This window comes from Micromonospora sp. IBSANI012 (assembly GCF_052814045.1).
The window spans coordinates 2,783,078-2,809,105 of record NZ_CP199933.1; the positions used below are offsets into that span (position 1 = coordinate 2,783,078).

Here is a 26,028-nt window from a genome sequence, read left to right on the forward strand (position 1 = left end):
CGCGGGTCGCCCCCGCCGGTGGCGCGTGCGGCCACCCGCGAGGCGCGGGCATGATTGACGATGGACAACCGCTCAACGGCGCCGGAGACACCGGCGACCCGCGAGGTACGGGCTATAGGAGGACAACGGTGGAGGAAAACGTACGGGCCGGGCGCTGCGTGGTCGCTGTGGACGGGCCGTCCGGTTCGGGTAAGTCCACCGTCTCGCGGCGGCTCGCCGCCGGCCTCGGTGCCCGCTACCTCGACACGGGGGCCATGTACCGGGCGATCACCTGGGCCGTGCTGCGCTCCGGGGTCGACCTGACCGACGTCGAGTCGGTGGCCAAGGTCGCCGGCGAGGTCGACCTGCGCATCGGCACCGACCCCCAGGGGTACGGCGTCACCGCCGACGGCGTGAACGTCGACAAGGAAATTCGTGGCCCCGAGGTGACCGCTGCGGTCTCCGCCGTGGCCGCCGTGCCGGCGGTGCGGGAACTGCTCGTCGCCCGGCAGCGTCAGATGATCACCAACGCCGGCCGGATCGTGGTCGAGGGCCGCGACATCGGCTCGGTGGTGGCCCCCGACGCCGACCTGAAGGTCTACCTGACCGCCTCCGAGGCGGCCCGCGCCCAGCGGCGCAGCGCCGAGGACGCGGTCGACGTCGCGGCGACCGCCGCCGACCTGGCCCGCCGGGACAAGCTCGACTCGACCCGCAAGGTCAACCCCCTGCAGCAGACCCCGGACGCTGTGGTGCTGGACACCACCGAGCTGGGCGTCGACGAGGTCGTCGCCCGGCTGCGCGACCTCCTCACCGAAAGGGGGGTGGCATGAGCGAGGACAACGGCGGCTGGGTGGAGCTGCGCGAGCCGGACCTCGACGTCGAGGAGCCGTCCGGCCCGCAGCCGGTGGTGGCCGTGGTCGGCCGCCCCAACGTGGGCAAGTCGACGCTGGTCAACCGGATCATCGGCCGCCGCCAGGCGGTCGTCGAGGACGTTCCCGGGGTCACCCGGGACCGGGTGCCCTACGACGCACAGTGGACCGGCCGGGCGTTCACCGTGGTGGACACCGGCGGCTGGGAGCCGGACGCCAAGGACCGGGCCGCGGCGATCGCCGCGCAGGCCGAGACGGCCGTGGCCACCGCCGACGTGGTGCTCTTCGTGGTCGACGCGATGGTCGGCTCGACCGATGTGGACGAGGCCGCGGTGAAGATGCTGCGGCGCAGCGCGAAGCCGGTCATCCTGGTGGCGAACAAGACCGACAACACCGCCATCGAGATGGAGGCGACCTCACTCTGGTCGCTCGGCCTCGGTGAGCCGTACCCGGTCTCCGCGCTGCACGGTCGGGGTTCCGGCGAGCTGCTCGACGCCATCATGGACGCCCTGCCCGAAGCGCCGAAGATCATCGAGAACCGGCCGCGCGGCCCGCGCCGCGTGGCACTCGTCGGCCGTCCCAACGTCGGCAAGTCCAGCCTGCTCAACCGGTTCTCCGGCGAGGAGCGAGCGGTGGTCGACGCGGTCGCCGGCACCACCGTCGACCCGGTCGACAGCCTGGTGGAGATCGGCGGCGACGTCTGGCAGCTGGTGGACACCGCGGGCCTGCGCAAGCGGGTCGGCAAGGCCAGCGGCACCGAGTACTACGCCAGCCTGCGGACCGCCTCGGCCATCGAGGCGGCCGAGGTCGCGGTGGTGCTGCTCGACTCCAGCGAGCCGATCAGCGAGCAGGACCAGCGGATCCTGTCCATGGTCACCGAGGCCGGGCGGGCCCTGGTCATCGCCTTCAACAAGTGGGACCTGGTCGACGCCGACCGCCGGTACTACCTGGACAAGGAGATCGACCGGGAGCTGCGCCGCATCCCCTGGGCGATCCGGCTGAACCTGTCCGCCCAGACCGGCCGCGCGGTGGACAAGCTCGCGCCGGCGCTGCGCAAGGCGCTGGCGAGCTGGGAGACCCGGGTGCCGACCGCGCAGCTCAACCAGTGGCTGACCGCGCTGGTCCAGGCCACCCCGCACCCGGTGCGCGGTGGTCGGGCGCCGAAGATCCTCTTCGCCACCCAGGCGGGGGTCGCGCCGCCGCGCTTCGTGCTCTTCACCACCGCGCCGCTGGACGCCGGCTACCAGCGCTTCGTCGAGCGCAAGCTGCGCGAGGAGTTCGGCTTCGAGGGCAGCCCGGTGGAGATCTCGGTACGCCCGCGCAAGAAGCTCGGCCCCGGCGGCCGCGGCAAGGCGCACGGCTGACCCCGTACCGTCCCGATCGCCGGGTGGAGCCTCGTTGCTCCACCCGGCGTTCTCTTTCCTAGGACGCTCTAGGGGGAGTGGCGTGGGACGCCGCGACGCGGGAGGGGCCTGTGCGCGTGGTGCGAAGATCCTGCGCTAAGCTGTAGCGGCTGCCGCGGGGGAGACCGCGCGGGGGCATCGGGACGTGGCGCAGCTTGGTAGCGCACTTGACTGGGGGTCAAGGGGTCGTCGGTTCGAATCCGGCCGTCCCGACGCAGGTAGAAGGGCATTTCTCGCGATCATGCGATGCCCCGCTGGGGACCATTTGGGGACCTCAGGCCGGTGAGATGCGAGGACAGCGCCTCACCGGCGGCCCGGATCGACTGCCGATCCGGATGCAGATACCGCTGAGTCGTCATCAGCGAACCGTGGCCGGCGATCTTCCGTAGGACGTGCACCGGCACGCCGGCATCCGCCATCCAGGTCAGCCCGGTGTGGCGCAGGTCGTGCCGCCGCAGGTACTCGAAGCCCAGCGAGCTGACCACCTCATCCCAGTGCGTTGCGTCGCGCAGCACCGCCGTGCTGATCCGCCCGCCGCGTGGGCCGACGAAGAGCCGTGCGTCAGCGTCGGCCGCCCGGTCGAGCTTCGCGGCCACCATCGGCCGCAGCTCCTCGATGATGGGCACCTGCCGCGCCCGCTTGCCCTTGGTGCCTTTGTCGACCAGGCCGCCGGGGCCGGTGGTGGTCTGCCGGCGCACCGTCCACAACCAGGTTTCCCGGTCCACGTCACCCGCGCGCACGCCGGACACCTCGCCGATGCGGGCCGCCGTGCCGGCCGCAAACATCACCACCTCACCCCAACCCGAGTAGCGACCGTGCGAGCGCTTCACCAACGCCGCCGCCAGGGTGGTCAGCGCGGTCCAGTCCGGCAGCGCTAGGGAACGCGGGTTGTCCAACTCGTCCTCGGCCCGCTGATACTCCCGCTGCCAGCCGGTCAGCCGCGCCGGGTTGCGGTCGATCAGACCGTCACGCACCGCCTGCTCCAAGACCCGGACCAACACGGCGAGGCTGTTCTTCACCGTCGAGCGCCCGCAGCCCTCGGCGATCCAGCCGTGCGCGGCCCGATCCACCGCACCGTTCGTGATCATTCGGACCGGCAGGTGGCCGAGCGTCGGCACGACTCGCTTGCGCCACCCCGCCAGGTACGGGTCGAGCGTCTTGCCCTCCAGGCCGCGCAACGCCAGGCGCATCACGCTCTCGCCGTACTGCGCCAGCCGCATCGACGCCGCGTCGGGGTCGACGCCGCCCCGCGCCGCGCGCTGCATGGTGACGAGCCAAGCTTGCGCCTGCTCGGCATCCGCGAACGCCTGCGACTTGGAGCGGCGTCGGCCCGACGCCGGATCGACCCACCGGACCCGCGCACGGTACGGGTTCGGCCGGCCGGGACGGTGCTCGACGTCCGTGGAGACGGCGACGCCGATCGGGAGCAGGGGAGTAGTCACCGAGCCGAGTCCTGCGGGTCGGTGCGGTGCCGCTCCAACCACGCCCGCACATCCTCCGGGTCGTACTTGACGACCCGAGCGGACAGCCGGATGAACGCCGGCCCCTGGACGGGATTGGCGGTGCGCCACCGCCGGACGGTGGACGGGTCGACCTTCACGAGGCGGGCAAGCTCCTCAGTGGTCAGCAGCGCGCCCGGCGCTGCCGGTACATCAATGCTCATCGGATCCCCAATGTTGTCGGTCCTACTGTCAAGGTGGGCTTGACGCTGGATCGCGCGTCAGGCGACGAGGGTCTGTAGGTACTCGCGGGCGGCGTCCTGGTGCTCTCGGGCCATCGCGGCGGACGCGTTGGCGAGCAGCGCGTCAGCGGTGGTGTGCCAGCCGGCGCCCACGAATTGCAGGAAGTTGACCACGAGCGTCGTCGGCTCGGTGCCGGCCGCGGCTTCCTGCGGCCCGCTGCTCTGCGCGCGGCGGAACACGATGCGTTGGTTGCGCAGCAGGGCGAAGGTGACCGAGTAGCGGCGCGACTTGGTGAGGAAGTGGCCGCCGAAGCCGAGCATGTGCGCCCAGCGGCGCAGCCGCCGCCAGTCGCGCGGTGTGCCGAGCATCCAGCACGCGTCGACCAGGCGTTCGGTGTGGCTGCCGGTCGGGTCGGCGTAGATGTCGATCGTGTCGCCGGTCAGCCGGTTGGAGGCGTGGCCGGTCACCTCGGTCGACTTGGTGGCGTACTTGGCCAGGTACGCGGCCACCTGCGCGTCGGTCACCTCGCCCCGCCCGGCCACCGTGATCACCTTGGTCAACACCTGAGTGCCCCAGGCGATCGGCCACCCGCCGGGGTGAGCCGGGTGGTCGGCGGTCGTGAAGGCGACGGTGGCGGCGGCGTGGTCGACGGCAGCCACCAGGTCGGCCGCGTCGAGCTGCGGCGGGGCGGGCACGATGGCGTCCGGGTCGTCGGGGTCGCGGCCGTCGAGGCGGATGATGGCGTGGAAGTGCACGACGCCGCGCCGTTGCATCTCGGCGGTCTTGCCGAACGACAGCCGCACCGGGGACACCCACCGGGTCTTGCCGGTACGCGGCGAGGTCACGGGGATGTCGGGGATGCCGCGTGCGGTGGCCAGGCGGTGCATGTAGCGGTTGATGGCGATGGTGGTGCGCCGCCACAGCTCCCCGGCGGAGAGGTTCCAGACGGCTTGCGCGTCGTGGTCGTAGCAGTCCAGGCACAGCGGCGTGCCCAACCGGGCGTCGGTGTCCTCGTGGCGGGCGAAGCAGACCAGCCGCACACCGTGCGGGCAGACGGTCTGCTCCCGCCGGGCGTGGCAGGGCTCGGGCCGGCAGTCGCAGGAGGCGCGGCGGGTGCAGGTGTGCCGCTTGACGTAGCGGGTGTGCACCTCGCCGAAGGACGGGGCGGTGAAGGTCGGGAAGACCGCCGGGTGGTGGGCGACCTGCTCCGGGACGCCCTTGCCGCCGACCAGGCCGGCGCGGACGACTTGATAGGCGTCGCGCTGGTAGAGCTTGGAGCAGGTCGGGCAGACGGCGGCACGGCGGTTGCCGCACGGCTTGTAGATGACGCCGTCGGGCATGTCGGCCGTCGACCGCTCCGCCAGGAGGCGGCCGGTGGCGGCCTCGACGGTGGCCATGGTGCCGACCAGGCGTATCGGGCGGGTGCAGCCGGCGGCCGGACGGACGTGGCGAAGCCATTCGGCGAGGTCGGGTTGGGTGAGCCGGGCTGCGGCCTGGAGTCGGATGTCGGTGGAGGTGGCGTACCAGGCCGGTGTTGGGGTCGGCTCGGCGCACGGGGCCGTACCCGAAGCGGAGGCTTCGGGTACGACGGTCAGCGTCGAGACGGTCAACGGGTCGCCTTCACGGGGCGTCCGTTGGCGGATCGGACGGGTCGGGTGTTGGTGTTGGGGTCGAGGTCCAGGACCGCGAGGGCTTGCGTGGCCTCATCCGAGGTCACCTTGAGGCGGACGGCCAGTTGGCCCGGGGTGATCGGCGTGCCGTGCTCGGTGCGGTACTGCTTCGCGACGCGGGTCGCTCGGGCGAGCAGGTCCGGAGCCACGATCGGCAGCGGCAGTTGGGCAGCGTCAGACGCGGTGACAGGAGTGTCTGTGGTGGACGGTGCCAACGTCGGTGCCGGGGTGGTGTCGGGCTTGCGCGGTCGGGGACGGGCGGGGCGGGCAGTCGCATCGGGTGCGGGCGTCGACGGCTCCGGGGTGGGGGCCGGTCGCGGTGCGGTGATCCGGGTGGCGACTTGAGCCGGGGTCGGGACCTCAGGCCGGGCCGGCGTCGGTGCCGGTTCGGCGGGTTCGACAGCGGGGACGATGGGCAGCTCGGGCCGGACCGGCGTCGGTGCCGGGACGGCGGGAACGGTCACGGTTGGGGTCGGCGTCTCGGCGGGTGCCGCGACGGCGCCGGTGGCGGCGGTCAGGGTTCGGCCGCTTTCCCGGCGGATCAGGGCGCGCATGTGCACGGCCAGGCCGGCGACGGCCGGCGGTAGTGCGCCGACGATCGCGGCCATGGCCACGCGCCAGGTCTCATCGGTGTTGGCGTTGGTCTGGAGCAGGTGGTAAGCCGACTGGGCGGCGATGCCGATGCCGGCCGCACCGTAGGTGTTCTTCTTGGCGAACGCGGCGACCCGTGCGGGCACGGGAGCCATCCACAGCACCAGGGCGACGACCACGTAGCCGTCGACCGCGATGGGCATCAGCCAGGCCAGGGCGAGGCTGACCGAGGTGCCAGGGACCGTGATGTGAGCGGTGAAGCCGGCGAGCGTGGCCAGCGCGATCCAGGTGGAGGCGGACAGGCCGAACGACGCGGCCAGCACCGCCCACGAGGCGATCGACGCCAACCGGGGCTCACCGGCCGCCGGTCGAAGGTTGGTCGGGTTGGTGGTCATGCCGTAGCCCTCCCGTCAGCGAGGCCGAACAGGGTCGGTTCCTCACCGGAGGACAGCGGCGTGGGTTGGGCCGCCCTGCGGGTCGCCGTCCGGTTCGTCCGGGCGGTCTTGAGGTTGTGCAGGTCGGCGAACTGGTCAGGCGTCAGCACGGACAGCGCCTGCTTGTCCTCGCCGCGCCGCCGGTACAGCAGCGGGCGAACCGTGGCGTTGGTCGGGCAGTCCGTCACCCCGTCGGGGTAGCGGAAGCCGCAGCCCGGGCACACCGAAGCGGCCGGACTACCAGAGTGGTGTTCGGCGAATACCTGGGCGAGGGTCGCCACCGTGACACCCAGTCCGGCGCGAATGAGCCGCTCGTCCAGGGCGACGCGGTCGGCGCGGTCGCCGTAGCGCATCTGCACCGCCTGCCGGGACACGCCCAGCCGGTCGGCGATCTCTCCCCACGAGTAGCGGTAGGGAGGCTGCCGCAGACCGGTGACAGCGAGCCGGGTCATGGCGTCCACCTCGGTGGACAGCACCGCGAGCGACCGCAGTGCCTCGATGTCGCCGGCCGCCACCCGACGGGCGTACGCCCGCAGGATGCGCCGCACGAACGCGTCGAACTCGGTGGTTTCCACCGACCGCTTGGCGCGCTTGGTGCGGGTGCGCGTCAAGCCGGGCTTGACGGTGTTCTTGCTCATGCCGCACCGCCGTTGGTGCGGTCCCAGCCATCGGCCGCCGCGTTCAGCGCGGCGATGACCTCGTCACGGGTACGGCCCGGCGTGTCGTTGAAGCTGTACACGCCCATGTCGCACGGGTAGATCTCGCGCAGGTAGGTGTCGAGAAGGGTCACCGCCGCCTCGAAGTCAACGAACTCCGGGGCGTCGAACATCTGCGCCGGGGCGTCGACGGGGCCGCCGTAGCAGACCATGCCGATCGCACCGACCGTGCAGGCCGCCGGGGTGAAGCAGGTGGCGGCCTGGTCGTAGTAGGCGCCCTGGATCCAGCCGTAGCGGGACAGGTACAGGGCGGCGTCCCGCAGCGTGCGGGCCGGGGTGGTCACCTGCTCGGCGACCGTGTTTTGGGTAGCGTGCATGGCGGCAGCTCCTTCCGGGCTGTTGATGGGGCGGGTCGGCGGCTTCGGGGTGCTTTCTCAGGGCGAATCCCGTTGCTGCCGGCCCGTTCTTATGGCGTTCGGCGCTGAGGGCGGACCATCCGCCGCAGGGCCGCGTCGAACTCGGTGACGATCCGCATCAGGTGCGTCCGGGCTCCTGCGTCGCCGGGTGCGAGGCTGATGCGGGTGCGGATCTCGGCGTGTTGGCTGCCGTCGGCGGGCAACACCCGGGTCAGGACCACCACGCCGCGCCCGGGAACGCGGATCGTGACCGGCTGTGCCCGGTGCTCGCCCAAGCCGCAGGCGTGTCCTCGGGCGCACCAGTCCGGGTGCGGCAGGTGGTCATCGGCGGCAGGCCAGGTTGGCGACGTGGCCGGCTGGGGTCGGATACGGATACTCATGCCGCACGCTCCTTGCGGTCAGCCCGCATGCGAGCGGCGTGGGTGGCGATGCGGGCGCAAGCCGCGTCATCGAGGTACGCGGCTTTGATCAGTTGCGGGGTGCCGCCCTCGGCGATGAGTAGGCCCACACCCGGGTTGGTCGGGCTGATCGTGTTGGCCGACCAGCCGCGGTCTGCCCACCCGTGCCCCAGCACGATGTCGGAGGACACGTTGGTGGTGCACCGAAACGCGCACCGCGAGGCGAACAGGTCCCGCAGACTCGTCGGGATGATGTCCGACGAGGGGCGTTGCGTCGCTGCGACGACGATGATGCCGACCGCCCGGCCTCGGGCCACCAGGTCACGTAGGAGACCCGCGAAGTCCTCCCGGGTCTTCTTGTCCCCGACGGTGGCCGAGAAGTAGGCGATCTCATCGATGGCGACGAGGATCGGGCTGAACACGTCATCGCGTTGGGTCTTCCGGCGGCCGGCGACTTCCAGGTAGGCGTACCGGTTGTCCATCACGATCTGCATCCGTCGCAGCGTGGCCAGGGCATGCGTGATGTCCGGGCCGACGAACACGTCGGCGCAGCTCTTCCACTGGCCCAGCTCGACCTGCTTGCCGTCGAGCAGGCACAGCCGGCAGTCGGGCGACAGGGCCGCGTGAGCCACGATCAGGTTCAACAGCGTCGACTTGCCGCCGCCCGGCTCCCCACCGATCAACAGGTTGCGGTAGATCAGCGGGACCCGCACTGGGTGGCCGAACTCGTCCACCCCGACGTGCACCGGGTCGAAGATCGACACGGGCGGGTCGGCGGGCATGCCACCCGGTACGGCGGGAACGGTCAGCGTCGACATCAGCGACCCTCCGCTCAGGCCGCCGGCGCGGCGGTCGACCACGGGTCGTCCGCCGGCGTTTCCGGAGTGAACCCGTCCCCGTTGCGGGTGCGGGCCATCTTCTTCACCGTCGCGGTGGCGAACCGCAGCGACGGGCCGACCTCGTCCACGTCCAGGCCGTACGCGGAGCGCTTCTCGCCCTCCTCGTTCTCCCACCGCGACAGCCGCAGCCGCCCGGCCACCACCACGCGGGTGCCCTTGGCCAGGGACTCGGCGATGTGCTCGGCCAGGTCCCGCCACGCGGTGCAGGTAAGGAACAGCGGGTCACCGTCGCGGTACTCACCCGAGTTGCGGTCGAACACCCGAGGCGTGGACGCCACAGTGAACTTCACCAGCGCCACCCCGGCCGGGGTGAACCGCAGTTCCGGGTCGGCGGTCAGGTTGCCGACCACCGTCACGGTCGTGTCGTTTGCCATTGCGATCTCCTCCGAGATTGATCGAGGTGAACCGTCCTTGTGGCGGTCACCGCACACACCCCGGTCAGGGCGTGTGAGTCTTGGTTTCAGCGGCGCGGGTTGCGCTGCTCCGGTGCCGGCTCCGGCACGTCCAGAAGGTCCAGGCCCAGCGGCGGCATGGCCGGCGACACCGGGGCGTCCTCGTCGCGCATCCACGTCACCAGCGCCGACAGCGGCGACGCCACCAGGCCGGTCAGCGGGTCACGACGGGTGATGTCCACCCGCACCAGCGCGGCATGCCGGGCCGACGCGCGGACCATCCGCGCCTCACCCGCCCAGCAGGCCACCGCGAGCTTGTCCGCCTTGCCGTCCAGGTCCGTCAGGTCCAGGCCCGGCCGCAGCCACACCCACACCCGCTCCCCGGCGGGGGTCGGCCGCGCCCACAGGATCATCGGCAGCCGACCCGGGTGCAGCCGCGACGCGGACCGGATGAACTCCGCGAAGCAGAGCCGCAGCCGGTGCCGCACCACCACGCACCACACCCACGCCGACACCCGGCGGCGGATCCGACCGACGCCGAAGACCACGCCCAGCACCACCGCCAGGAGCACCAGCGGCACCGCCGGATGGGTCGCCCTAGACAGGTACGCCATGCCCACGAACACCGTGACAACAGCGACGATCTCGACCGCCCACCACCACAGCACCCGCAGCGCCGGCCACACCCGGACCAGGCACGCGACCACCAGGCCGCAAACCCCGCCGGACAACAGCCCGACCACCACCGCGAGCACCAGCGGCAGCATCACTGACGCCGTGGCGGCCACCACCAGGGCGACGGACGCCGCCACGACGAGGAACGCCACCCGTGCCTTTTGCGCGTACGACCGTGACACCGGCGTCTCCACCAGCGTCACCGCGCCCACCGGGCGCTCACCGAACATTCCTGACTTCGCCATGCCCAACCTCCCCTGTCATGGGACAGGCGTGCGACTCAGTACCGACTCGACCGTACTGACTCACTCGGTACAGGTCAAGGTGGTGACGCATCGCGCTGTGTTGATCCCTGGGTGTAAGAGTGCGAGGCTGGGAAGTGCTCTTTCGACCCTCCGGCGGGGGTACCCATGATGGGTAGGCCCACTGACGGATGTAGATGAGGAGCGACCGACGGGGTGGAGGCGTGCATGTCGCAGCGAGTCAGCGGGACCGCTATTCCGCGCCATGTCCTGGAGCGCGAGGACATGCGCGCCGCACTCGCGCGGCATGACTTCGGAACAGTTTTCATGCTGGCCCGGAAATGGGCCGGAATCAGCTATTCGCGTATTGCGGATGCCTGCTCGATAAAGCCCGAAAGGGTCGGCGCGCTTGCCCGTGGACAGGGCAGTATCGCAACATACGAAAAGATCAGCTTAATCGCAGATGCGCTGCGAATTCCGGGGCATATGCTGGGGTTGGCTCCCCGAGCCTGGGAGCCCGGCCAACCGGTGGCCCAAGATATTCGAGGTGAAGTCGTGAATCGACGTGATTTCCTGCGCGTGTCTGCCGTCGGTGCCGGCACTCTGCTCGGTGCCGTTGACGTCGCTGACCTCTCCTCCGGTCGACGCCTCGGCGAGGAGTTGCCGAAGGTTCTTGCGCGACGGACGGCGCGGCTCCGTCGACTTGATGACGTCCTGGGCGGAGGCGACACCGTTCGCCTATACCTCTCCGAATACGAGATGACTAAGAAACTCGTTGCGGACGGCTCTTACACCGAGACGGTCCAACAGCGACTGCTTGCAATTCTGGCAGAGCAGGCACAGCAAGCTGGATGGGCTGCATTCGACGCGGGGAACCTGGACCTATCGAAGCGGCTGTACGGCGAAAGCCACGGGATAGCGAATCAGGCGCATGCACCTCACATCGCCGGAAATGCTCTGGCGTTCCTGGCCTACCAGACAGTCGGCGGCGATCCCCGCGAAGCCGTAACGATCGCGGAGGCTTCCTGCGCCGCAGCTGGCGACGGAGCCCCGGCCACCGTCGCCGCTCTGCTGCACGAGCGTCGAGCCTGGGCACACGCTGTCGCTGGAAACGCCCATGACACTGATGCGGCACTGGAAACGGCGCGCGCTGCCTTGCAGCGCCGCGACGCGACCGAGGAGCCCGACTGGTCGACCTGGGTTGACGACCAGGAGGTGACCATCATGACTGGCCGCTGCTGGGCAGAGCTTGGCCGGCCGCTGCGCGCCGTGCCCCTCCTGGAGGACGTACTAGCAGGCTTCGACGACGCCCACGCCCGAGACAAGGCTCTGTATTCGTGCTGGCTGGCGGACGCCTACGCCACTGCAGGGGAGCCAGAAGAGGCCGCCCGGGTCGCCGGCCGGGTGCTGGACCTGTCCGAAGGCGTCGCCTCCGTGCGACCGCGCCAACGTCTCGACCCGGTGCTGCAACGACTACGGGTTCACGCCGCCGTGCCGAGAGTCCGGGAAGTCTTGGAACGCGCCAGGGCGTAGCTGCTACGGCTCGACGTCGAGCAGAAGCGTTCTGCTGACCCAGCCGGCGTACTCGTCCGAACTCATCACGACTGGCACCGCCGCAATCTCCGGGTTCTGCCAGGGGTGGTGATCCTGGAGGAAGGCTCGCAGGTCCTCGAAACGCTGGGCATGGGTCTTCAAGAGAAGCTGCCACTCTTCGCCGGTGCCGAACTCGCCCTGGTGCCAGAAGGCCGAGATGACGGGCCCGACGATCTGCGCGCCAGCCGCAAGCCTCGCCTCAACCACAAGGCGCGCCAGCTCGACAGCCGCGTCCCGCGTCTCCACCGCCGTTGAGACCTGCAAGACGGTCCAGGGCTGACCGTTGCTTACGTCAGCGGCGCGACTCCCGAGCCGGGGGCGGCCCTCGTGCCAGGACGTGATCGTTCGCGGGCGCCACAGGTGGGTCCGGCCGAGGGTCTTGTCAGGCTCCGGCATCTGGCCGCGGTTCCGGTAGGAACTCACCGTGCCGACCTGGACACCGAGGTACTCGGCGACCTCGGACGTCGTCCACCACTCCGCGTCGGGATCAGGGCTTGTCACGTACGCCATTCTGCCTGCGTTGGGCGATCAACGCACCTAAGCATTCCCTCGCCCGGGCCGGGCCCTCGCAGCAGGGTGTCCTTCCTCCAGCGGCCTGGGGCGTGATCCTCGCGATGACGAGACCTGGCCAGTCGGCGGGGCGGCCCCGAGGACGGGACGAGGTCTGCACTCAAGTCGGGTGCAGGCCTCGCCTCTCCGGCCTGTTACTCGACGTTGATCCGGTCGTCGATAATCACTGGCGGGATCGCCTGGCCCTGGCCGGCCGCCGGGTCTACCCTGCCAACGACCTCGGCGAAAGCTGCGTGAATCCGCAGAAGCACGACCTTTTGGTGGGAGAACGCGTCAGCCCACGGTCGACTCTTCTTGTAGGCGACCCGCAGTACCTGAGTAACGTCCGGCCCTGAGAGGGTTACCTCAATCATGCCGCCGTCGCGCAGGACGATGGCCTTGTCGTTGTTCCCCAGCTTCGGAGCAGTGAACCAGTAGGGGGCGTTGGCCACCAGGACGTCCCACGTGTCGCGGTGACAGACGGCCTTCATCGTCGACACGCCTGCCGCTCGCTTCATCAGGTCCCGCTGCCGTAGGGGAGACGGGTTCATCGCCGCTTCCCATTGAGGAATGCGGAGCTTGTCGGCAAGGGCCACTGCGGTATCTCCTTGTCGGGGGTAAGAGGTGGATCACTGGTTCGACGGGGGCACTTCATCGTCGCGGGCTGGCGCACTCACCCTGTCGCCAAGCAGCACCGGCGGCAGCGCGGCGGCGGCGGGAGCGTCCGGATCCACCTGATCCACTACCGACGCGAAAGCCCGATAGAACCGCTTCGCCAAGGCAGCTTCTCCGGCCCAGGCGTTGGCGGCTCTTTCGTTGGTGCGGAAGAGAATCAGGGACACCTGCTGGCCGGACAGGAGCACGCGGACCATGTGCCCATCAAGTTTCTCAACGCGCCCCTCACTTTGCGTGGGGCTTCGCCAGCCGGTGGTCCGATCGAGCATGATGAGCAGCCGATTCAGCGTGTCGGCGTGGCACACCAGTTCAACGGTGCCGATCCCTACCGCTGTCTCCATGCGCCACGGGTGCCGCTGCCGCTCGGTCGTCAGCGCCACTTGCCGAGCGGCGATCGCATCGGCGTCAGCAACCTGACGGGCAGCGTCAGCCTCGCGCTGCTCACGCCGGGCCCGCGCCGCTGCGTCGCGCTCCGCCAGCTCCTCGGGCGTCAAGTTGCCTCGGGCGATACGGATGAAGTCGGCAAGGCCCACGACGCGCTCCTCCTCAGGGGTGAGCCCTCATTAGACCATCTTGCACGGTCGATTCCCGGCAGTCGCATTTCTGACAGGCCGCGCGCTTCTCCCGCACTTGGCTCATTTCTAGTCCTAAACCGGGCTGTAGACCTCGGACGCCAGGCGCTCAGCGGGAAGCAGCGGTCTACGTTGGACGACCAACACACCTACGCACCGGGCAGTCCCTTGAGCGCTCGCTGCCGGCACGTAGAAGGCGTCGCTCGCTCTTATCGTCCGAACTCGTCCCCTTGACGCTCGCGAGGACGGGGTTCGGCCCTACTCTGTCGGGTCGTCGTCCGAGTCCTCGATCTCCTCGGGAGGGAGAGCCGGTCCGTAGCCCGTGCCCGCCATGGTTTGTGCCACCGCGTGGACGTGCTGAGCCCGGATCTTTAAGAAGGCTCCGTAATCATCTGCGAGAGCTGCGTCTAGGGCAGACTCCGGAACTAGATTAGATTCCATTCGCCGCACCAGGCTATCTCTCCCTTCTCGCTCGATGATTTCTCTCAGATACTCACTCGGCGCTGAATCGCGGATATCGATGTTGCTCTTGGACGTTAGAAGTACAATGTTTCCAACCACATTAGCCTTGCTCGCGCCAATTCGGCGACGCGCGAGATAAGCTTGCGGGAAGAAGTGGTGATACTCTTTGTCATTCGACCACGACAACGACTTTCCAACATCGATCCTCTGACCATTGAGGAGGTCGAGAGGCTTGTTAAAAGCCAGCATCAGGCCAAGCATCTTCGAAACAGCACTATTGGACCTAAATGGCTTCACCTCCCACAGGTTCGCGGAGGCTATGGCGGCAGGGACGCTCAGCTTTTTAATCTTGCCTTCGGCGAACTGGCGAACCGCCCTCGTATCAGTCGCCATCTGACCGCTATCCCAGCCACTGAAGTAACCAGATAGTGTGGTCAGCCAAAACCAGCGCTTAATCTCGGTGAGCTGCTCTCCGGTCGGGTGGGGTAGCACCCGGAATAGCTCGCAAAGGAAAGCGAACTGGTTTGCATACGGCAGACTTTCAGATCGAGGCGCACCGATCTCGGTGGCCAGAAAGTCGGCTGCGCGCTCTGCGGCCTTCTTGGTGGAGCCTGCCGCTCGAACCAAGTCATCGCGCTTGAGATCTCTGAGAGCATCGATGCTAGCAGACGAGAAATCGCCGCCAGAAGCTGCAGCTAGGGCTCTGAGGAAGGTTTTGTTATCGAACTCGTGGAACTTCTTTACCTCAAGAGAGGCCCGGATGCCTTCGATCGTCCTACCAAGGTCGAACTCCGGGCTCCAAGTTGCGGCCCTCATCAAGTCATAGATGGTGAGCCGAGTTCCAGTCGAATTAATGCGCTCGAAGACTGGGGCAACATCATTAATGGACATGTCGCCGAGCGTGACCAACGGGACATGGTAGTCCTTGAAACGGTTGAAGAGAAGATCAGCCCTGTCCCTAAGTTTTGGGTCGTCCAAGGCCGATAGCCGCCGGAAATAATCGGCCGGATCTGCGAGACGACGCAGGGGGATCTGATGCAGCGGCAGATCTTCGTTGTTGTCCGCGTGATGGAACTTCGTAGTCCTCAGGTCGAAGTAAACATTCCAAACACTCTTGGCATCACCCGGCTCCCAGTAGAGCACCCCACAGATCGTGGATAGCCGCTGCTGGCCGTCCAAGAGGTAGTTCACCGGATAGTTCGCGCCGCGCTGGGCAACTTCCAAGTCAGCAATAGACCGCTTGCTTGCTAGCTTTTGGCTTGATTCCCAAACCAGCATGCTGCCGATTGGATAATTGCGGAAGATCGAGTCGACCAACTCAAGGATCTGCCCCCGCTTCCAGACGAAGGGGCGCTGGAACTCCGGAAGGATGATGTCGCCGATCAGCACCCGCTGTGCAAGCTGTTCAATGCGCTCAGACGTAGGCTTCGGATCCATCGCAGTAACCGTACGGCTCACCATGGCGCCCCTCGTGTCGACAGTCGTGAAGAGCACAGTACCTGCGACTGTCTGTTGTAGGCGTACCCGCCACCTCCTCGGATCTCCTCGTCGGGAAGTTGTCAGACCGTCCAGCCTCCCCGGACGGTGGCGAGGTGGAGCTCTTCCGATCCTGTGACTGCCAAGCGTGGCCGGCGTGCCCGAACCGCCTCCGGCCTGCGGAAATCCCTCTCGGCATCTCTCAGTGTCTGAGTCTTGGGAGGCGCGCTCTGACGCGAGCGGCCTGTTTGGCCTGCGGCGACACCGCCTTGGGCACCTTCGATGGCCCGCGAGCCTGGTCAGCAAAAGCCAAGCCGGGTCGCTAGCCTGGGTGGACAGTCGCTGGAGCTACGAGAAGCAGCCTGAAGGGAACCATGATTCCTAGGCTTAACCCAAGCCCCGATCATCTTCGGCCCACCAGCACCTGGCTGCCCAATCCAACGTCGAGTCGTCACCCTCTCTTCGTAGGTCGCGCTCCGCTGCGGAAGTTGGTCGTCGTTATCGATGCGCACCTGCTTCCTGAATCCAATACATCGCCTTGGTCTCCTGCCCTCGTACTGGCTGGCCTTCTGACGCATGATTACATAAGCTGCTACCGCTACTCCGATGACGGCCCCCCAGCCGCGGCACCGACGCGCGAGTGGACACCCGACGGAGCCGTCCCTATTGGTTGGGTGACCCTTCATCGAGCTGAAATTCCGGGCGACTTACAACCTGTGCGATATTCAGATGGGGAGACGCTCACAGAGTCTCATTTTCACCGAAGCAATCTAGCGATTGCCCAACGTGACAAATTGTCGCCCGCCTACCAAGAGTTGGGCGACGAAGCGGCATTGCGGCGTCGTGTAGCCGATGCATGCGCCGCAGCCGTTGCCCAAGCCGCTAGAGCCGACGTTTTTATTACCGAGCGGCCGTATCTCCTGCAGAGACCTTCCCGCATGAGAACGGGGACGACGATATGCAATCTACACGAGGGTTTAGCAATCGTGGGTCTCTATCTGAGGGCGCAGGGAAAATACGTTGTCTGGCGGACGCTCGATGGCAGATCGACCGTAAATCTTGACAAGGGACTGTACTACGCCGCAGGTGCCCAGGATCTGCTACCGGCAAGCTGGAGGTGGTCGAACGGTTGCATTAGACACGCAAGGGCATCGTCCGATGACCACCTTATGGAACTATCGGGATCACTGCATGCGCGAATCGAGCGGGCTCTCTGGGCGAGGGATCAAGTCCACATCGCCCTTAACCGTCCTCAAAACCACGGCACGGCAGATGATGCGATGGCAAGCCTCGACATCGCCCTCCTCTTGCTCATGTCCGCCGTCGACATTCTCGCCGTAGTAGCCCATCACGCTCTCGCCGTGGAGGCGTCGCCACATATTGCCAAGTGGCAGCCTTCCAAATGGATCGACAAGGTGCGCCAAATGGAACCAGCCCTAGCCGAAATTGTGGACCCGAGCGCGGACGGCGGGCACACCTTAACAATCCTTCGATTACTCCGTAATTCGATCCATAAGGCCGCCCTTAGCTCGATTGCCTTGCACCGGGGGAATAGCCGCGACACGGAGACGCTGATGCGGCTCCCGGCAGCTGACGTTGACAAGTTGCGGAAGTCAATTAACGCGCTAGGGGGCGAGGAAAGTTGGGGCGTCGACCTTCTACTGCCCGGTGAGATACACGCGGACCCCGGCCTATTCTTGGAAGCACTCTTCCCCCGGGTGCTGGTTTTGCTTAACAGCCTCATGGAGCGAACTCCGGTTGAAAATCTCCCGGGGGTAACGCTACACGGCGAGGGTTACCGCGAGGCGCGGCCAGGCGAAGGAGGGCCCGGTCGTCTATTTAGCGCAGAGCAACGATCGAGCGTGCGATGGCAGCTAGGGCTCGCAGGGCCTGCCTAGCGGGGCTCTCCTCGTCACATCTTGGTCGACCACATTTGCAAGGAGAGACCCGTGGCACTCAATTACCAGACTTATACGACCCTCGGCTCGCCGCAAGTCTCCTGGTCAACGGACGCTAACGAATGGCTCCATCGCCTTCAGTCTGCGTTTCCCATAATTAGCCCCAACCTTTCCGCCTCTCAAATCAAATATGACGACACGACCCACCCTTTCGTCAAGGTATCTGCAGTAACCAGCGAGGGGGTACCTAGCGAGTCGCCTCTACTCATCGCGCCGTTAATCGATGGCAACATAACTCTTTTCGTAGGTCACAATGAGCCAGATGACGAGATGATCGAAATCTGGCGCAGAGCCGTCGATTACGCTACAGTAAGCCTCGGGCAAGAAGGCGACTTGCACGAATGGAGCGCCATCCTGGGGCCTCCTCAGACTCGGATAGGCGGGACCGAGGTATTCCTCACCGAAACAGGAGAGGTAGGCCCCTTTAGGCTTACGTCCGCCGACCTTCCTCTTCGCGAGGGGGCTTTCCCAGTTGAAATGCCAAGCATGCACACGCTCCACACGAATCTATCCATTCCCATCCTGGTTCGTGGAGCACACCGAGGCTATTCGTGGCAGTCAGCCAGTAAGAAGGCGGCTCGCGAGCTTAACCGGCTCTGCGCCCTTCTTTCGATAGCGTGGGAAGCATGTCTTGTAGTTAGGGAATCGCCGGCTCCGATAGAGTGGGGTGAGCGGCTACCCCCCGAGAAGATATTCTGGCAAGACCTTCCTGTGCTCTCGGATGAGCCACCCCAACCCCAACCGAGCACAGGTAGAAGGATTCCCGACTGGGCCACAGCCGGCTGGGCACGAATCGCAGAAACCCCGCGGCTTGCGGACGCCGTTTCCGCTCACCATGAAGGACTCCGCGCCCAGTCAGAGCACCCCAGTCTTGCGCTGGTGGCATTTATTGCCTCAATTGAGGCGATAAGCCAACTCCTTTATCGCGAAGATCGCTGCGACGCATGCAAAGGTCATCTCCACATCGCTGCCAAGTTTCGTCAGACTTTACGGCTTGTGCTCAACGACGATGAGGCGACGGAGCTGGGGGCCGCCTATTCTTCTCGATCTCATACCGTACACCGCGGCCGCCTACACGGCACGGAGACAACCACCGGCGCCCTCAGTATGAGCCTCTGGTCTCGTGACAGCGCATCTGAATTCCAATGGCAGGTTCTGCGCAAGATGAGCCGCGCAAGCTCCAGCCTGCTTAAGGTTGCTATTCAGGATCGACTGCCAAAGAAGACGCCTTTTCAGTGAATTGATGAGCAGAGCAACTGATGCAACGTAGCTCTTGCTCAGCCTTTCGGAAGAAGGGGTGACGATCTCCTCGTCGGGCAGTCGTAGACCTTCCAGGCTCCCAGGACGGGGACAAGGTGGAGCGCCCTACCGGACGAACAACCTTGTCCCCGGCGATCGACCGGTCCCGGGTTCAACTGTGGCCAGCCGGCGGGTCGTGGTGCCGCGCGGATGGTATTGCTGTCAGGCGCTACAGGCGGTGCGACCTTGGACTTGGCGGCTTGACCGACGAGCTCCCTTCCCTGACCTCGGGTCGCTGCGTCAGCAGGCGACCCGTCAGGTGGTGCCCTTCACGCGTGAAGGGGATGCGCGCCCTCGAACTCGCACTCCTCTACGAAGTCCATGCCTTGCTCCAGTCGGATCTGGAAGCTGAGGCGCGCATTCGTTGTGGTGCCCACGAAAGCCATGTGGTTGTTCCAGTCCCACTCAAGGACGTAGACGCGCTCCTCCTCGCCGAGGTAACCGACGATGCTCTTGTGTGCGAACCCCTCGAGAGTGATCTTAGCAGCGATCTCAGCCTGAATGAGAAGCGTGGTGTCTTGGTAAGTCTCGTAGGTCTGCCATATCAGCGTTGATTCGTCGGGCTCTACCGAGTTGATCGAAAGACCTTCGAGCTCAATAGGAATGCTCAGATCCGTGAAGTCGAGGCCTGACGTCGCTGAGTTGCCGGTCTCAACCTCCTCGCCGGCAAGCTGTTCCAGTGCCTGCATGACGGCGTGCTTGACGACCTGGTCGACCGACAGCGGGCCGTCATCCGGGCCGCAGGGGCTCGCGGCGAGTGCAAGGAACCTAGCTAGCTGCGCGGGAGTCTTGGCGAGTCCGGCCACCATCGGCGCGAGCGTGCCATGCTTCAGAAGTTCTTCGAGATCTGCTACCCGGGTTAGCTCTCCAGCAGCACTCTCGACTTCGGTACGTAGTTCAGGCACGAGGCCACCAGTCTCGTCGCAGTAGTCGGTGGAGTTGTTGGTGACCAGGAAGATCTTGTCGCCTGCTTCTGACTCCATCACGACCTGCTTAGCGGTCTCCCAGACGAGAGTGTCGCGGAAACCCTTCCCGTTGTCGGTGAAGGGCTTCTTGCGGGCGAGGTCACGCTGGAGAACAGTCTCGATGTCGACGTGGTCCGGAACTGGCTTCACCTGGATGCCCAGTGACACTAGCTTCGCGCGTGTCTCCTCCTCGAACGTGGCCCTGTCTGGCGTCGCCGTCACCGGTTTGCTGTCGACCAGGCTGCTGGCGTCGATGCCGATCTCGGTGAGCTTCTCGCGGGACTTCTTGATACCGGCGATCTTCCCGTTCGCGGTCTGGATGGCCTTGGAGGCTTCAACCTCCCAGTGCCGAGCCGTCTCCCGGAGGACCACATCAGGCAGCACCACCTGGATTCTTGACTCGTCACACAGCGTGAGCAGTTGCGTCCAAGAAGTGGACTTCATCATGACGTCGACGAACGTGGCGGTCGTGTCGACGATGACCGTGATCAACTCCTGCCTCCTGTCACAAGCTCTCCCGCACGACAGCGTCGCAACGCTAGCGGCTCACGATCTTCGGACTGGATAGCAGCTGATGAACCAAGCCTCGGGGGCTACCGGATCTGCCGCTGATCGCGCGTCTTGACCGGCGTCCAGGATCGCATGCCTCAGCGATAGGCGGCACGCCAGTTACGCACCGTGACAGCTGAGCCCGGAGAGAGCCAGCCAACTGTCGCCCTTCGAGTGAAGTCGATGTGTAACGGATCAAGTGGAGCCGGGCACCTGCCTGGATTCTCGCCGGTGAGAACTTTCCATACGTCTTCAAGGCGGCCGCAAGCGGCCGCTGCGCACCGCTCGGGGCACGCCGCGCCTTGCCGCTTCGCTCTCGGCGCGGCGACCCCGGCGGCGCGCGACCTTTAGCAGGCATGCCGGAGCCCGGCGTCCGCCCGAGGTACAGCAAACGCCGGGCTCCGGAACCACGCCGATCGCTACGGCGGCGAGCCGCAGTGCGCCGCCGACCGCCCACGGGACGCGGATCGTGCCCGCAGCCGGCCCGCTTCGGCGCCGCAGCCAGTTCCGCGTCTCTGCGGCAGATTCGGGCTGCGTCGACACGTCGCCGCAAGCGGTATGCCTCCGGCGGGTAGGGCCTCCGGCCCTACGACCCGGATCCTGCCTCCGGCGGCAAGGGCTACCCGCCCTTGAACCCGGGCGGCTCCGGGAAGGCCAGCCGATTCCCGGCCACCCGCCGCGCACCGCAGGCAGCCAGACCGCGCCCGCCCGGTCCAGGTCGTTCGTCCGGTGGGGCGCTCCACCTGGACCGGGCGGGCGCGGCCCGGCAGGGCGAAGCCTGCGCGACGGGAAGCCGGGCCACCATCGAGGGATGGGTTGGCCATAGATGCAGTTGATGGCCGATCCGGCGATGGTCCACACCGGATCGGATGTGATGGGGTATCTGGGTTCCGCGGTCGATACCGGACGGAGAGCGGATGCGGGCGCTTCGCTGGATGTTCGCGGTCAGCATGACCGCCGTGGGGTTCACGGCCACGGCGGTTGTCGCTAGTTGGGCTGGTTTGGACGCCGAGCCGGCCGTGGGTGTGGCTGCCGTCGTGGCCACGCTGATTCTGACACCGTTGGGTTGGTGGGCGTCCCGGCCCGAGCTGGAGCTTCCGCCGGTGCCGCCAGTGGATCCGGCGCCTGCGCTGGTGACACCGCCGGGTGACCCACGTCGGACCCGACCGCAGATCGTCGTCGGAGACTTGCCCGGTGAGGCGGTCGCCTGGCAGGAGCGAATCGAGGTGATGGAGCGGTTGCGGGTGGTCGGCGGCACCGGGCAGACCGCCGTGGTGTGCGCGGTCACCGGGCAGCGGGGAACCGGCAAGACCCAGCTGGCTGCCGCGTACGCCCGGGCCTGTGTTGCGCAGGGTTGGCCGGTGGTGGTGTGGGTGGCGGCGGAAACCGTCGGTGGGGTCCTGGCCGGACTCGACGTGGTGGCCGCCGCCGCCGGGGTGCGGCCAGCCGACGCCGATCCAGCTGACGGGGCCGCCGCCGCGTTGGCCTGGCTGCGGGTGCATCCCGGGCCGTGTCTGGTGGTGTACGACAACGCCGTCGACACCGACCTGATCCGCAGGTGGACAGCCTCGGTCGGTGGCGTGCAGACCATCGTGACCACCACCGACGCCGCCTTTGACGGCCTCGGCGTGCGAATCGACGTAGACCTGTTCACCGAGTCCGAAGCGGTCACCTACCTGCGGCAGCGGACCGGCTTGGCCGACGACGACGGCGCCGCCCAACTCGCCGAGCAGTTGGGCTGGTTGCCGCTGGCCCTGTCGCAGGCCGGTGCGGTCATCGGCCGGCAGCGCCGGTACACCTCCTACCGCGCTTACCTGCAGCAGTTGGAACGGCTGCCGATAGGTGACTTGCTGCCCCGGGTCGGCGGCGACCCCTATCCGCGGGGTACCGCCGAAGCGATCCTGATCAGCCTGGGCGACCTGGCCGCCGATCCCGGCGCCGCCGCCCGCCGGCTGCTGGACCACCTCGCCGTGCTGGCACCCAGCGGCGTCGACCCGACCCTGCTGCAGCACCTGGCCGCCCAGCTCGACAGTGACGGCGGTGGGGACGACGCCCACGCGTTCCGGGCGCTGCTGGCGCAGCGGTCGCTGACCACACCCACCCTTGACCAGGACCGCACCGTCGTGCACCGTCTCATCCAACGAGTCGCGCGAGAAGGCTGCCGGCAAGCCGGCGGCCTGGACGCGGTCCTGACGGCGGCAGCCGACGCCGTCCAGGCAGCAGCCGAGCACGCCGGCCAGCGGTGGGACGACCGCACCCTGCTGGTCGAGTACGCCGACCACGCCCAAACTTTGTGGACCCACCAGGTGGGTAACGCCGCCCGGCCGCGGCTGCTGTCGTTGCGCGGCCGGCTGCTGTACCTGCTCAATGTGGCACACATCTTCACTACCGCCATCGCCGTCGGTCAACCATTGATCGCCGACTGTGAGCGGGTGCTCGGCCCGGACGATCCCGAGACCCTGATCTCGCGCCACAACCTCGCCGCCGCCTACCAGAGCGTGGGGCGGTTGAATGAGGCGATTGGCCTGTACCAGCGCACTCTGGCCGATTGTGAGCGGGTGCTCGGCCCGGACCATCCCGACACCCTGACCTCGCGCCACAGCCTCGCCGCCGCCTACCAGAGTGTGGGGCGGTCGGATGAGGCGATTGGCCTGCATCAGCGCACTCTGACCGATCGTGAGCGGGTGCTCGGCCCAGACCATCCTGAAACCCTGACCTCGCGTAACAACCTCGCCGGCGCTTACCAGGGCGTGGGGCGGTCGGATGAGGCGATTGGCCTGTACCAGCGCACTCTGACCGATCGTGAGCGGGTGCTCGGCCCGGATCACCCCGGCACCCTGACCTCGCGCCACAACCTCGCCCATGCCTACCAGAGCGTGGGGCGGTTGGACGAGGCGATTGGCCTGTACCAGCGCACTCTGACCGATCGTGAGCGGGTGCTCGGCCCGGATCACCCCGGCACCCTGACCTCGCGCCATAACCTCGCCGCCGCCTACCAGGGCGTGGGGCGGTTGGACGAGGCGATTGGTCTGTTCGAGCGCACTCTGACCGATCGTAAGCGGGTGCTCGGCCCGGACCATCCCAACACCCTGATTTCGCGCAACAACCTCGCCGGCGCCTACCAGAGCGTGGGGCGGTCGGATGAGGCGATTGGCCTGTACCAGCGCACTCTGGCCGATTGTGAGCGGGTGCTCGGCCCGGACCATCCCGACACCCTGACCTCGCGCAACAACCTCGCCGACGCCTACCAGAGCGTGGGGCGGTCGGATGAGGCGATTGGTCTGCATCAGCGCACTCTGACCGATCGTGAGCGGGTGCTCGGCCCAGACCATCCCGAAACCCTGAGCTCGCGCAACAACCTCGCCTACGCCTACGAGAGGGTGGGGCGGTCGGATGAGGCGATTGGCCTGTACCAGCGCACTCTGGCCGATTGTGAGCGGGTGCTCGGCCCGGACCATCCCGACACCCTGATTGCGCGCAACAACCTGGCTGCCGCCTACGAAAGGGTGGGGCGGTTGGACGGGGCGATTGGTCTGTACCAGCGCACTCTGGCCGATCGTGAGCGGGTGCTCGGCCCGGACCATCCCGACACCCTGATTTCGCGCAGCAACCTCGCCGGCGCCTACCAGAGCGTGGGGCGGTCCGATGAGGCGATTGGTCTGTACCAGCGCACTCTGGCCGACCGTGAGCGGGTGCTCGGCCCGGACCATCCCGAAACCCTGACCTCGCGCAACAACCTCGCCGCCGCCTACCAGAGAGTGGGGCGGTTGGACGAGGCGATCGGCCTGCACCAGCGCACTCTGGCCGACTTCGAGCGGGTGCTCGGATCGGACCATCCCAACACCCTGATCTCGCGCAACAACCTCGCTTACGCCTACCGAGCGGTGGGCCGGCGAAGAAGTTGGTTGTTCAAGCTCTGGCGCGCTCTTGGCCTGAGCCGAGACAGTAAGTAACAGCAGTCCTGGCAGAAGTTGAGCCAGCCAGAGCCCGCCGAGCGTCCATCCGGCACCTACCGTGAGCCGAGGAAACCACGCCCGACTGTGGCCAAGATCGTGACTCTTAATGCGCTGGTTCGGTGTGAGTGCTCCGGTCGAGGATCTACTGATCCGGCTTGCGTCGATGGGGACCACCCGGGGACCACACGTCCTGCCGGTACACCCGCGGGCAGCGCCCCAGCCGACGCCCCGCACATGGGCATATCGGGGCTGACGTGCGCGATCGTCTAACGCGGTGTCCTGGGGGTCAAGGGGTCGTCGGTTCGAATCCGGCCGTCCCGACGCAGTTCAAAGGCCATTCGGAATCTTCCGGATGGCCTTTTCTGATCTTGTACGGCAGTGAAGTACAGCAACGGCTCATCTCCATCGTGATCGAGAAGTCCGCGTGTCTCAGGATCGCCATCGCGATCCGGGGAATGCACGTCCAGGTCGACCAGCAGCGAACCACAGGTGCGTCGGGCTGTGACATATTGCCCACACCCAGGGGCCAGCGGATCCGACAGCCGATACCTACAGTCGGGCCATGAGCACCGACAAAGGCGTGCGGGTGTGGCTCCGCCGGCATGGAGCTGAGCAGATCGCGCATCCCGGGGGCAACCTGTACGCCCACCTATGTCGAGTCAGCGAACGACTCGCCGTGCTTGGCTGCGGCAGTGAAGTGCAAGCCGCGGGCCTTACCCACGCCGTCTACGGCACCGACGGGTTCGACCTCGCCGTGCTTGATCGGGCCGATCGTGCTGTGCTACGGGATCTCGTTGGTGCCGACGCCGAGGAGCTTGTCTATCTGTATGGCGCCTGCGACCGTAGACGCAGCTGGCGGGAGCTGGCAAAGACCGGCCAGGTGTTCGACCGCTTCGTACGTCAGGTGAGAACGCCGAATGCGGCTCAGCTTCGGTCGCTCATGGACCTGAGCATCGTCAACGAACTGGACGTCATCGAGCACGATCCTGCGGTGGCGGACCGGCACGGTACCTACTTCCGGGAACTGTTCGCCTCGTGGGCCCCACTGGCCTCTGAGCAGGTCATCCGCGATGCGCAGCGGGTCTTGCGGCCGTGACACCCGAACCATCGGCAGGGCCACGTTCGATAGCACGCACCCCCGGTCGCGTACGTGTGCGAGCCGTCTACCCCGGCAGCTTTGATCCCTTCACTCCGGGGCATTTGAATGTGGTGAACCGGGCACGCGACCTCTTCGACGAAGTGGTCGTGCTCGTCGCGGTCAACAGCATCAAGCATCCGGGCACCGACGAAGAGGAGCGGGCGGCCGCTGTTCGGGCCATTCTGCCGGTCGAGTGGACCTCCGTCACCGTTGCGGCCTGGAGCGGGTTGACCTCCACCTACTGCCGTCGCCATGAAGTAGGAGTGATCGTCCGCGGCGTGCGTAACACCACCGACCTTCGGACCGAGTACCAGCTCGCCGCGATGAACCAGTCGCTGGGTGTCCCCACGGTATTTCTGCCTGCGCAGCCCGAACTGGCCGCGGTGTCTTCGACTGCGGTGCGCACGCTGGGGAACCTACCTTCGTCCACCCAGCCGTAGACTGCCGGACATTGGCGAACCCCTCGTCGGACCGCCGCCGGATAATTTTTGAGACTGCCGCGTCAAGATCAAGTGACGTTGGAGTACTAG

Annotated in this window: 23 protein-coding genes and 1 tRNA gene; 8 read left to right on the plus strand and 16 right to left on the minus strand. The window is 67.0% G+C overall.

Translation table 11 applies throughout. From position 1 onward, the window contains the following. Positions 1-128: 128 nt before the first annotated feature. From cmk to ACTWM8_RS12755, 3 genes are all read left to right on the plus strand, one after another. The gene (gene cmk, locus ACTWM8_RS12745; protein ID WP_446213989.1) at positions 129-809 is read left to right on the plus strand and encodes a (d)CMP kinase; all 681 of its coding nucleotides are present in this window, start codon (positions 129-131) and stop codon (positions 807-809) included. Beyond that, positions 806-2,212: a ribosome biogenesis GTPase Der gene (gene der, locus ACTWM8_RS12750; protein WP_446213990.1), complete on the plus strand. Its 1,407-nt coding sequence runs from the start codon at positions 806-808 to the stop codon at positions 2,210-2,212. The genes cmk and der overlap by 4 nt, the downstream gene beginning before the upstream one ends. Before the next feature lie 178 nt (positions 2,213-2,390). After that, positions 2,391-2,464 (plus strand) — tRNA-Pro (locus tag ACTWM8_RS12755). Between the two features lie 26 nt (positions 2,465-2,490). Here ACTWM8_RS12755 and ACTWM8_RS12760 read toward each other — a convergent pair. The 10 genes from ACTWM8_RS12760 to ACTWM8_RS12805 form a co-directional block, all read right to left on the minus strand. Continuing rightward, on the minus strand, positions 2,491-3,516 hold the full coding sequence (locus ACTWM8_RS12760; RefSeq protein ID WP_446214538.1) for a tyrosine-type recombinase/integrase: 1,026 nt from the start codon (positions 3,514-3,516) through the stop codon (positions 2,491-2,493). A 173-nt stretch (positions 3,517-3,689) separates the two neighbouring features. After that, positions 3,690-3,914, minus strand: a complete 225-nt coding sequence (locus ACTWM8_RS12765; protein ID WP_446213991.1) for a helix-turn-helix transcriptional regulator — start codon at positions 3,912-3,914, stop codon at positions 3,690-3,692. Positions 3,915-3,971: 57 nt separating this feature from the next. Continuing rightward, positions 3,972-5,543 (minus strand): replication initiator, encoded by a 1,572-nt coding sequence (locus ACTWM8_RS12770; RefSeq protein ID WP_446213992.1) that lies wholly within the window; start codon positions 5,541-5,543, stop codon positions 3,972-3,974. Further along, positions 5,540-6,589 carry a hypothetical protein gene (locus ACTWM8_RS12775; protein WP_446213993.1) on the minus strand — a complete coding sequence of 350 codons (1,050 nt, stop codon included), beginning with the start codon at positions 6,587-6,589 and terminating at the stop codon, positions 5,540-5,542. Before ACTWM8_RS12775 ends, ACTWM8_RS12770 begins: the two co-directional genes overlap by 4 nt. Next, positions 6,586-7,266, minus strand: coding sequence for a hypothetical protein (locus ACTWM8_RS12780; protein WP_446213994.1), 681 nt, complete (start codon positions 7,264-7,266; stop codon positions 6,586-6,588). The genes ACTWM8_RS12775 and ACTWM8_RS12780 overlap by 4 nt, the downstream gene beginning before the upstream one ends. Then, positions 7,263-7,661 (minus strand): DUF6197 family protein, encoded by a 399-nt coding sequence (locus ACTWM8_RS12785; protein ID WP_446213995.1) that lies wholly within the window; start codon positions 7,659-7,661, stop codon positions 7,263-7,265. Before ACTWM8_RS12785 ends, ACTWM8_RS12780 begins: the two co-directional genes overlap by 4 nt. A gap of 89 nt (positions 7,662-7,750) precedes the next feature. Next, complete coding sequence (locus ACTWM8_RS12790) at positions 7,751-8,080, minus strand: hypothetical protein (RefSeq protein ID WP_446213996.1); 330 nt, start codon at positions 8,078-8,080, stop codon at positions 7,751-7,753. After that, positions 8,077-8,916, minus strand: coding sequence for an FtsK/SpoIIIE domain-containing protein (locus ACTWM8_RS12795; protein WP_446213997.1), 840 nt, complete (start codon positions 8,914-8,916; stop codon positions 8,077-8,079). The genes ACTWM8_RS12790 and ACTWM8_RS12795 overlap by 4 nt, the downstream gene beginning before the upstream one ends. Positions 8,917-8,930: 14 nt before the next feature. Further along, positions 8,931-9,389: a single-stranded DNA-binding protein gene (locus tag ACTWM8_RS12800; RefSeq protein WP_446214539.1), complete on the minus strand. Its 459-nt coding sequence runs from the start codon at positions 9,387-9,389 to the stop codon at positions 8,931-8,933. A gap of 68 nt (positions 9,390-9,457) precedes the next feature. Continuing rightward, positions 9,458-10,309: a hypothetical protein gene (locus ACTWM8_RS12805; protein WP_446213998.1), complete on the minus strand. Its 852-nt coding sequence runs from the start codon at positions 10,307-10,309 to the stop codon at positions 9,458-9,460. A 225-nt stretch (positions 10,310-10,534) separates the two neighbouring features. Here ACTWM8_RS12805 and ACTWM8_RS12810 point away from each other — a divergent pair, with 225 nt between their 5' ends. After that, positions 10,535-11,839 (plus strand): helix-turn-helix domain-containing protein, encoded by a 1,305-nt coding sequence (locus ACTWM8_RS12810; RefSeq protein WP_446213999.1) that lies wholly within the window; start codon positions 10,535-10,537, stop codon positions 11,837-11,839. A 3-nt stretch (positions 11,840-11,842) separates the two neighbouring features. Here the strand turns inward: ACTWM8_RS12810 and cutA are convergent, their stop codons facing one another. The 5 genes from cutA to ACTWM8_RS12835 form a co-directional block, all read right to left on the minus strand. Further along, positions 11,843-12,163, minus strand: a complete 321-nt coding sequence (gene cutA, locus ACTWM8_RS12815) for a divalent-cation tolerance protein CutA (protein WP_446214540.1) — start codon at positions 12,161-12,163, stop codon at positions 11,843-11,845. A 440-nt stretch (positions 12,164-12,603) separates the two neighbouring features. Then, positions 12,604-13,044 carry a hypothetical protein gene (locus ACTWM8_RS12820; protein WP_446214000.1) on the minus strand — a complete coding sequence of 147 codons (441 nt, stop codon included), beginning with the start codon at positions 13,042-13,044 and terminating at the stop codon, positions 12,604-12,606. A 33-nt stretch (positions 13,045-13,077) separates the two neighbouring features. Beyond that, entirely contained in the window at positions 13,078-13,656 is a 579-nt protein-coding gene (locus ACTWM8_RS12825) for a hypothetical protein (RefSeq protein WP_446214001.1), read from the minus strand. A 297-nt stretch (positions 13,657-13,953) separates the two neighbouring features. Next, positions 13,954-15,594: a GmrSD restriction endonuclease domain-containing protein gene (locus ACTWM8_RS12830; RefSeq protein ID WP_446214002.1), complete on the minus strand. Its 1,641-nt coding sequence runs from the start codon at positions 15,592-15,594 to the stop codon at positions 13,954-13,956. A gap of 1,223 nt (positions 15,595-16,817) precedes the next feature. Beyond that, positions 16,818-16,982 (minus strand): hypothetical protein, encoded by a 165-nt coding sequence (locus tag ACTWM8_RS12835; protein WP_446214003.1) that lies wholly within the window; start codon positions 16,980-16,982, stop codon positions 16,818-16,820. 1,488 nt (positions 16,983-18,470) lie between these two features. Here ACTWM8_RS12835 and ACTWM8_RS12840 point away from each other — a divergent pair. Beyond that, the gene (locus ACTWM8_RS12840) at positions 18,471-18,830 is read left to right on the plus strand and encodes a hypothetical protein (protein WP_446214004.1); all 360 of its coding nucleotides are present in this window, start codon (positions 18,471-18,473) and stop codon (positions 18,828-18,830) included. A gap of 329 nt (positions 18,831-19,159) precedes the next feature. Here ACTWM8_RS12840 and ACTWM8_RS12845 read toward each other — a convergent pair whose 3' ends face one another. Further along, positions 19,160-20,347 carry a PIN domain-containing protein gene (locus tag ACTWM8_RS12845; protein ID WP_446214005.1) on the minus strand — a complete coding sequence of 396 codons (1,188 nt, stop codon included), beginning with the start codon at positions 20,345-20,347 and terminating at the stop codon, positions 19,160-19,162. Between the two features lie 974 nt (positions 20,348-21,321). Here ACTWM8_RS12845 and fxsT point away from each other — a divergent pair. The 3 genes from fxsT to coaD all read left to right on the plus strand — a co-directional run bounded on the left by fxsT (position 21,322) and on the right by coaD (position 25,938). Further along, on the plus strand, positions 21,322-24,357 hold the full coding sequence (gene fxsT, locus ACTWM8_RS12850; RefSeq protein WP_446214006.1) for an FxSxx-COOH system tetratricopeptide repeat protein: 3,036 nt from the start codon (positions 21,322-21,324) through the stop codon (positions 24,355-24,357). 565 nt (positions 24,358-24,922) lie between these two features. After that, on the plus strand, positions 24,923-25,456 hold the full coding sequence (locus ACTWM8_RS12855; protein ID WP_446214007.1) for a DUF6817 domain-containing protein: 534 nt from the start codon (positions 24,923-24,925) through the stop codon (positions 25,454-25,456). A 56-nt stretch (positions 25,457-25,512) separates the two neighbouring features. Beyond that, positions 25,513-25,938 carry a pantetheine-phosphate adenylyltransferase gene (coaD, locus tag ACTWM8_RS12860; protein WP_446214008.1) on the plus strand — a complete coding sequence of 142 codons (426 nt, stop codon included), beginning with the start codon at positions 25,513-25,515 and terminating at the stop codon, positions 25,936-25,938. The last annotated feature ends 90 nt before the right edge of the window (positions 25,939-26,028 follow it).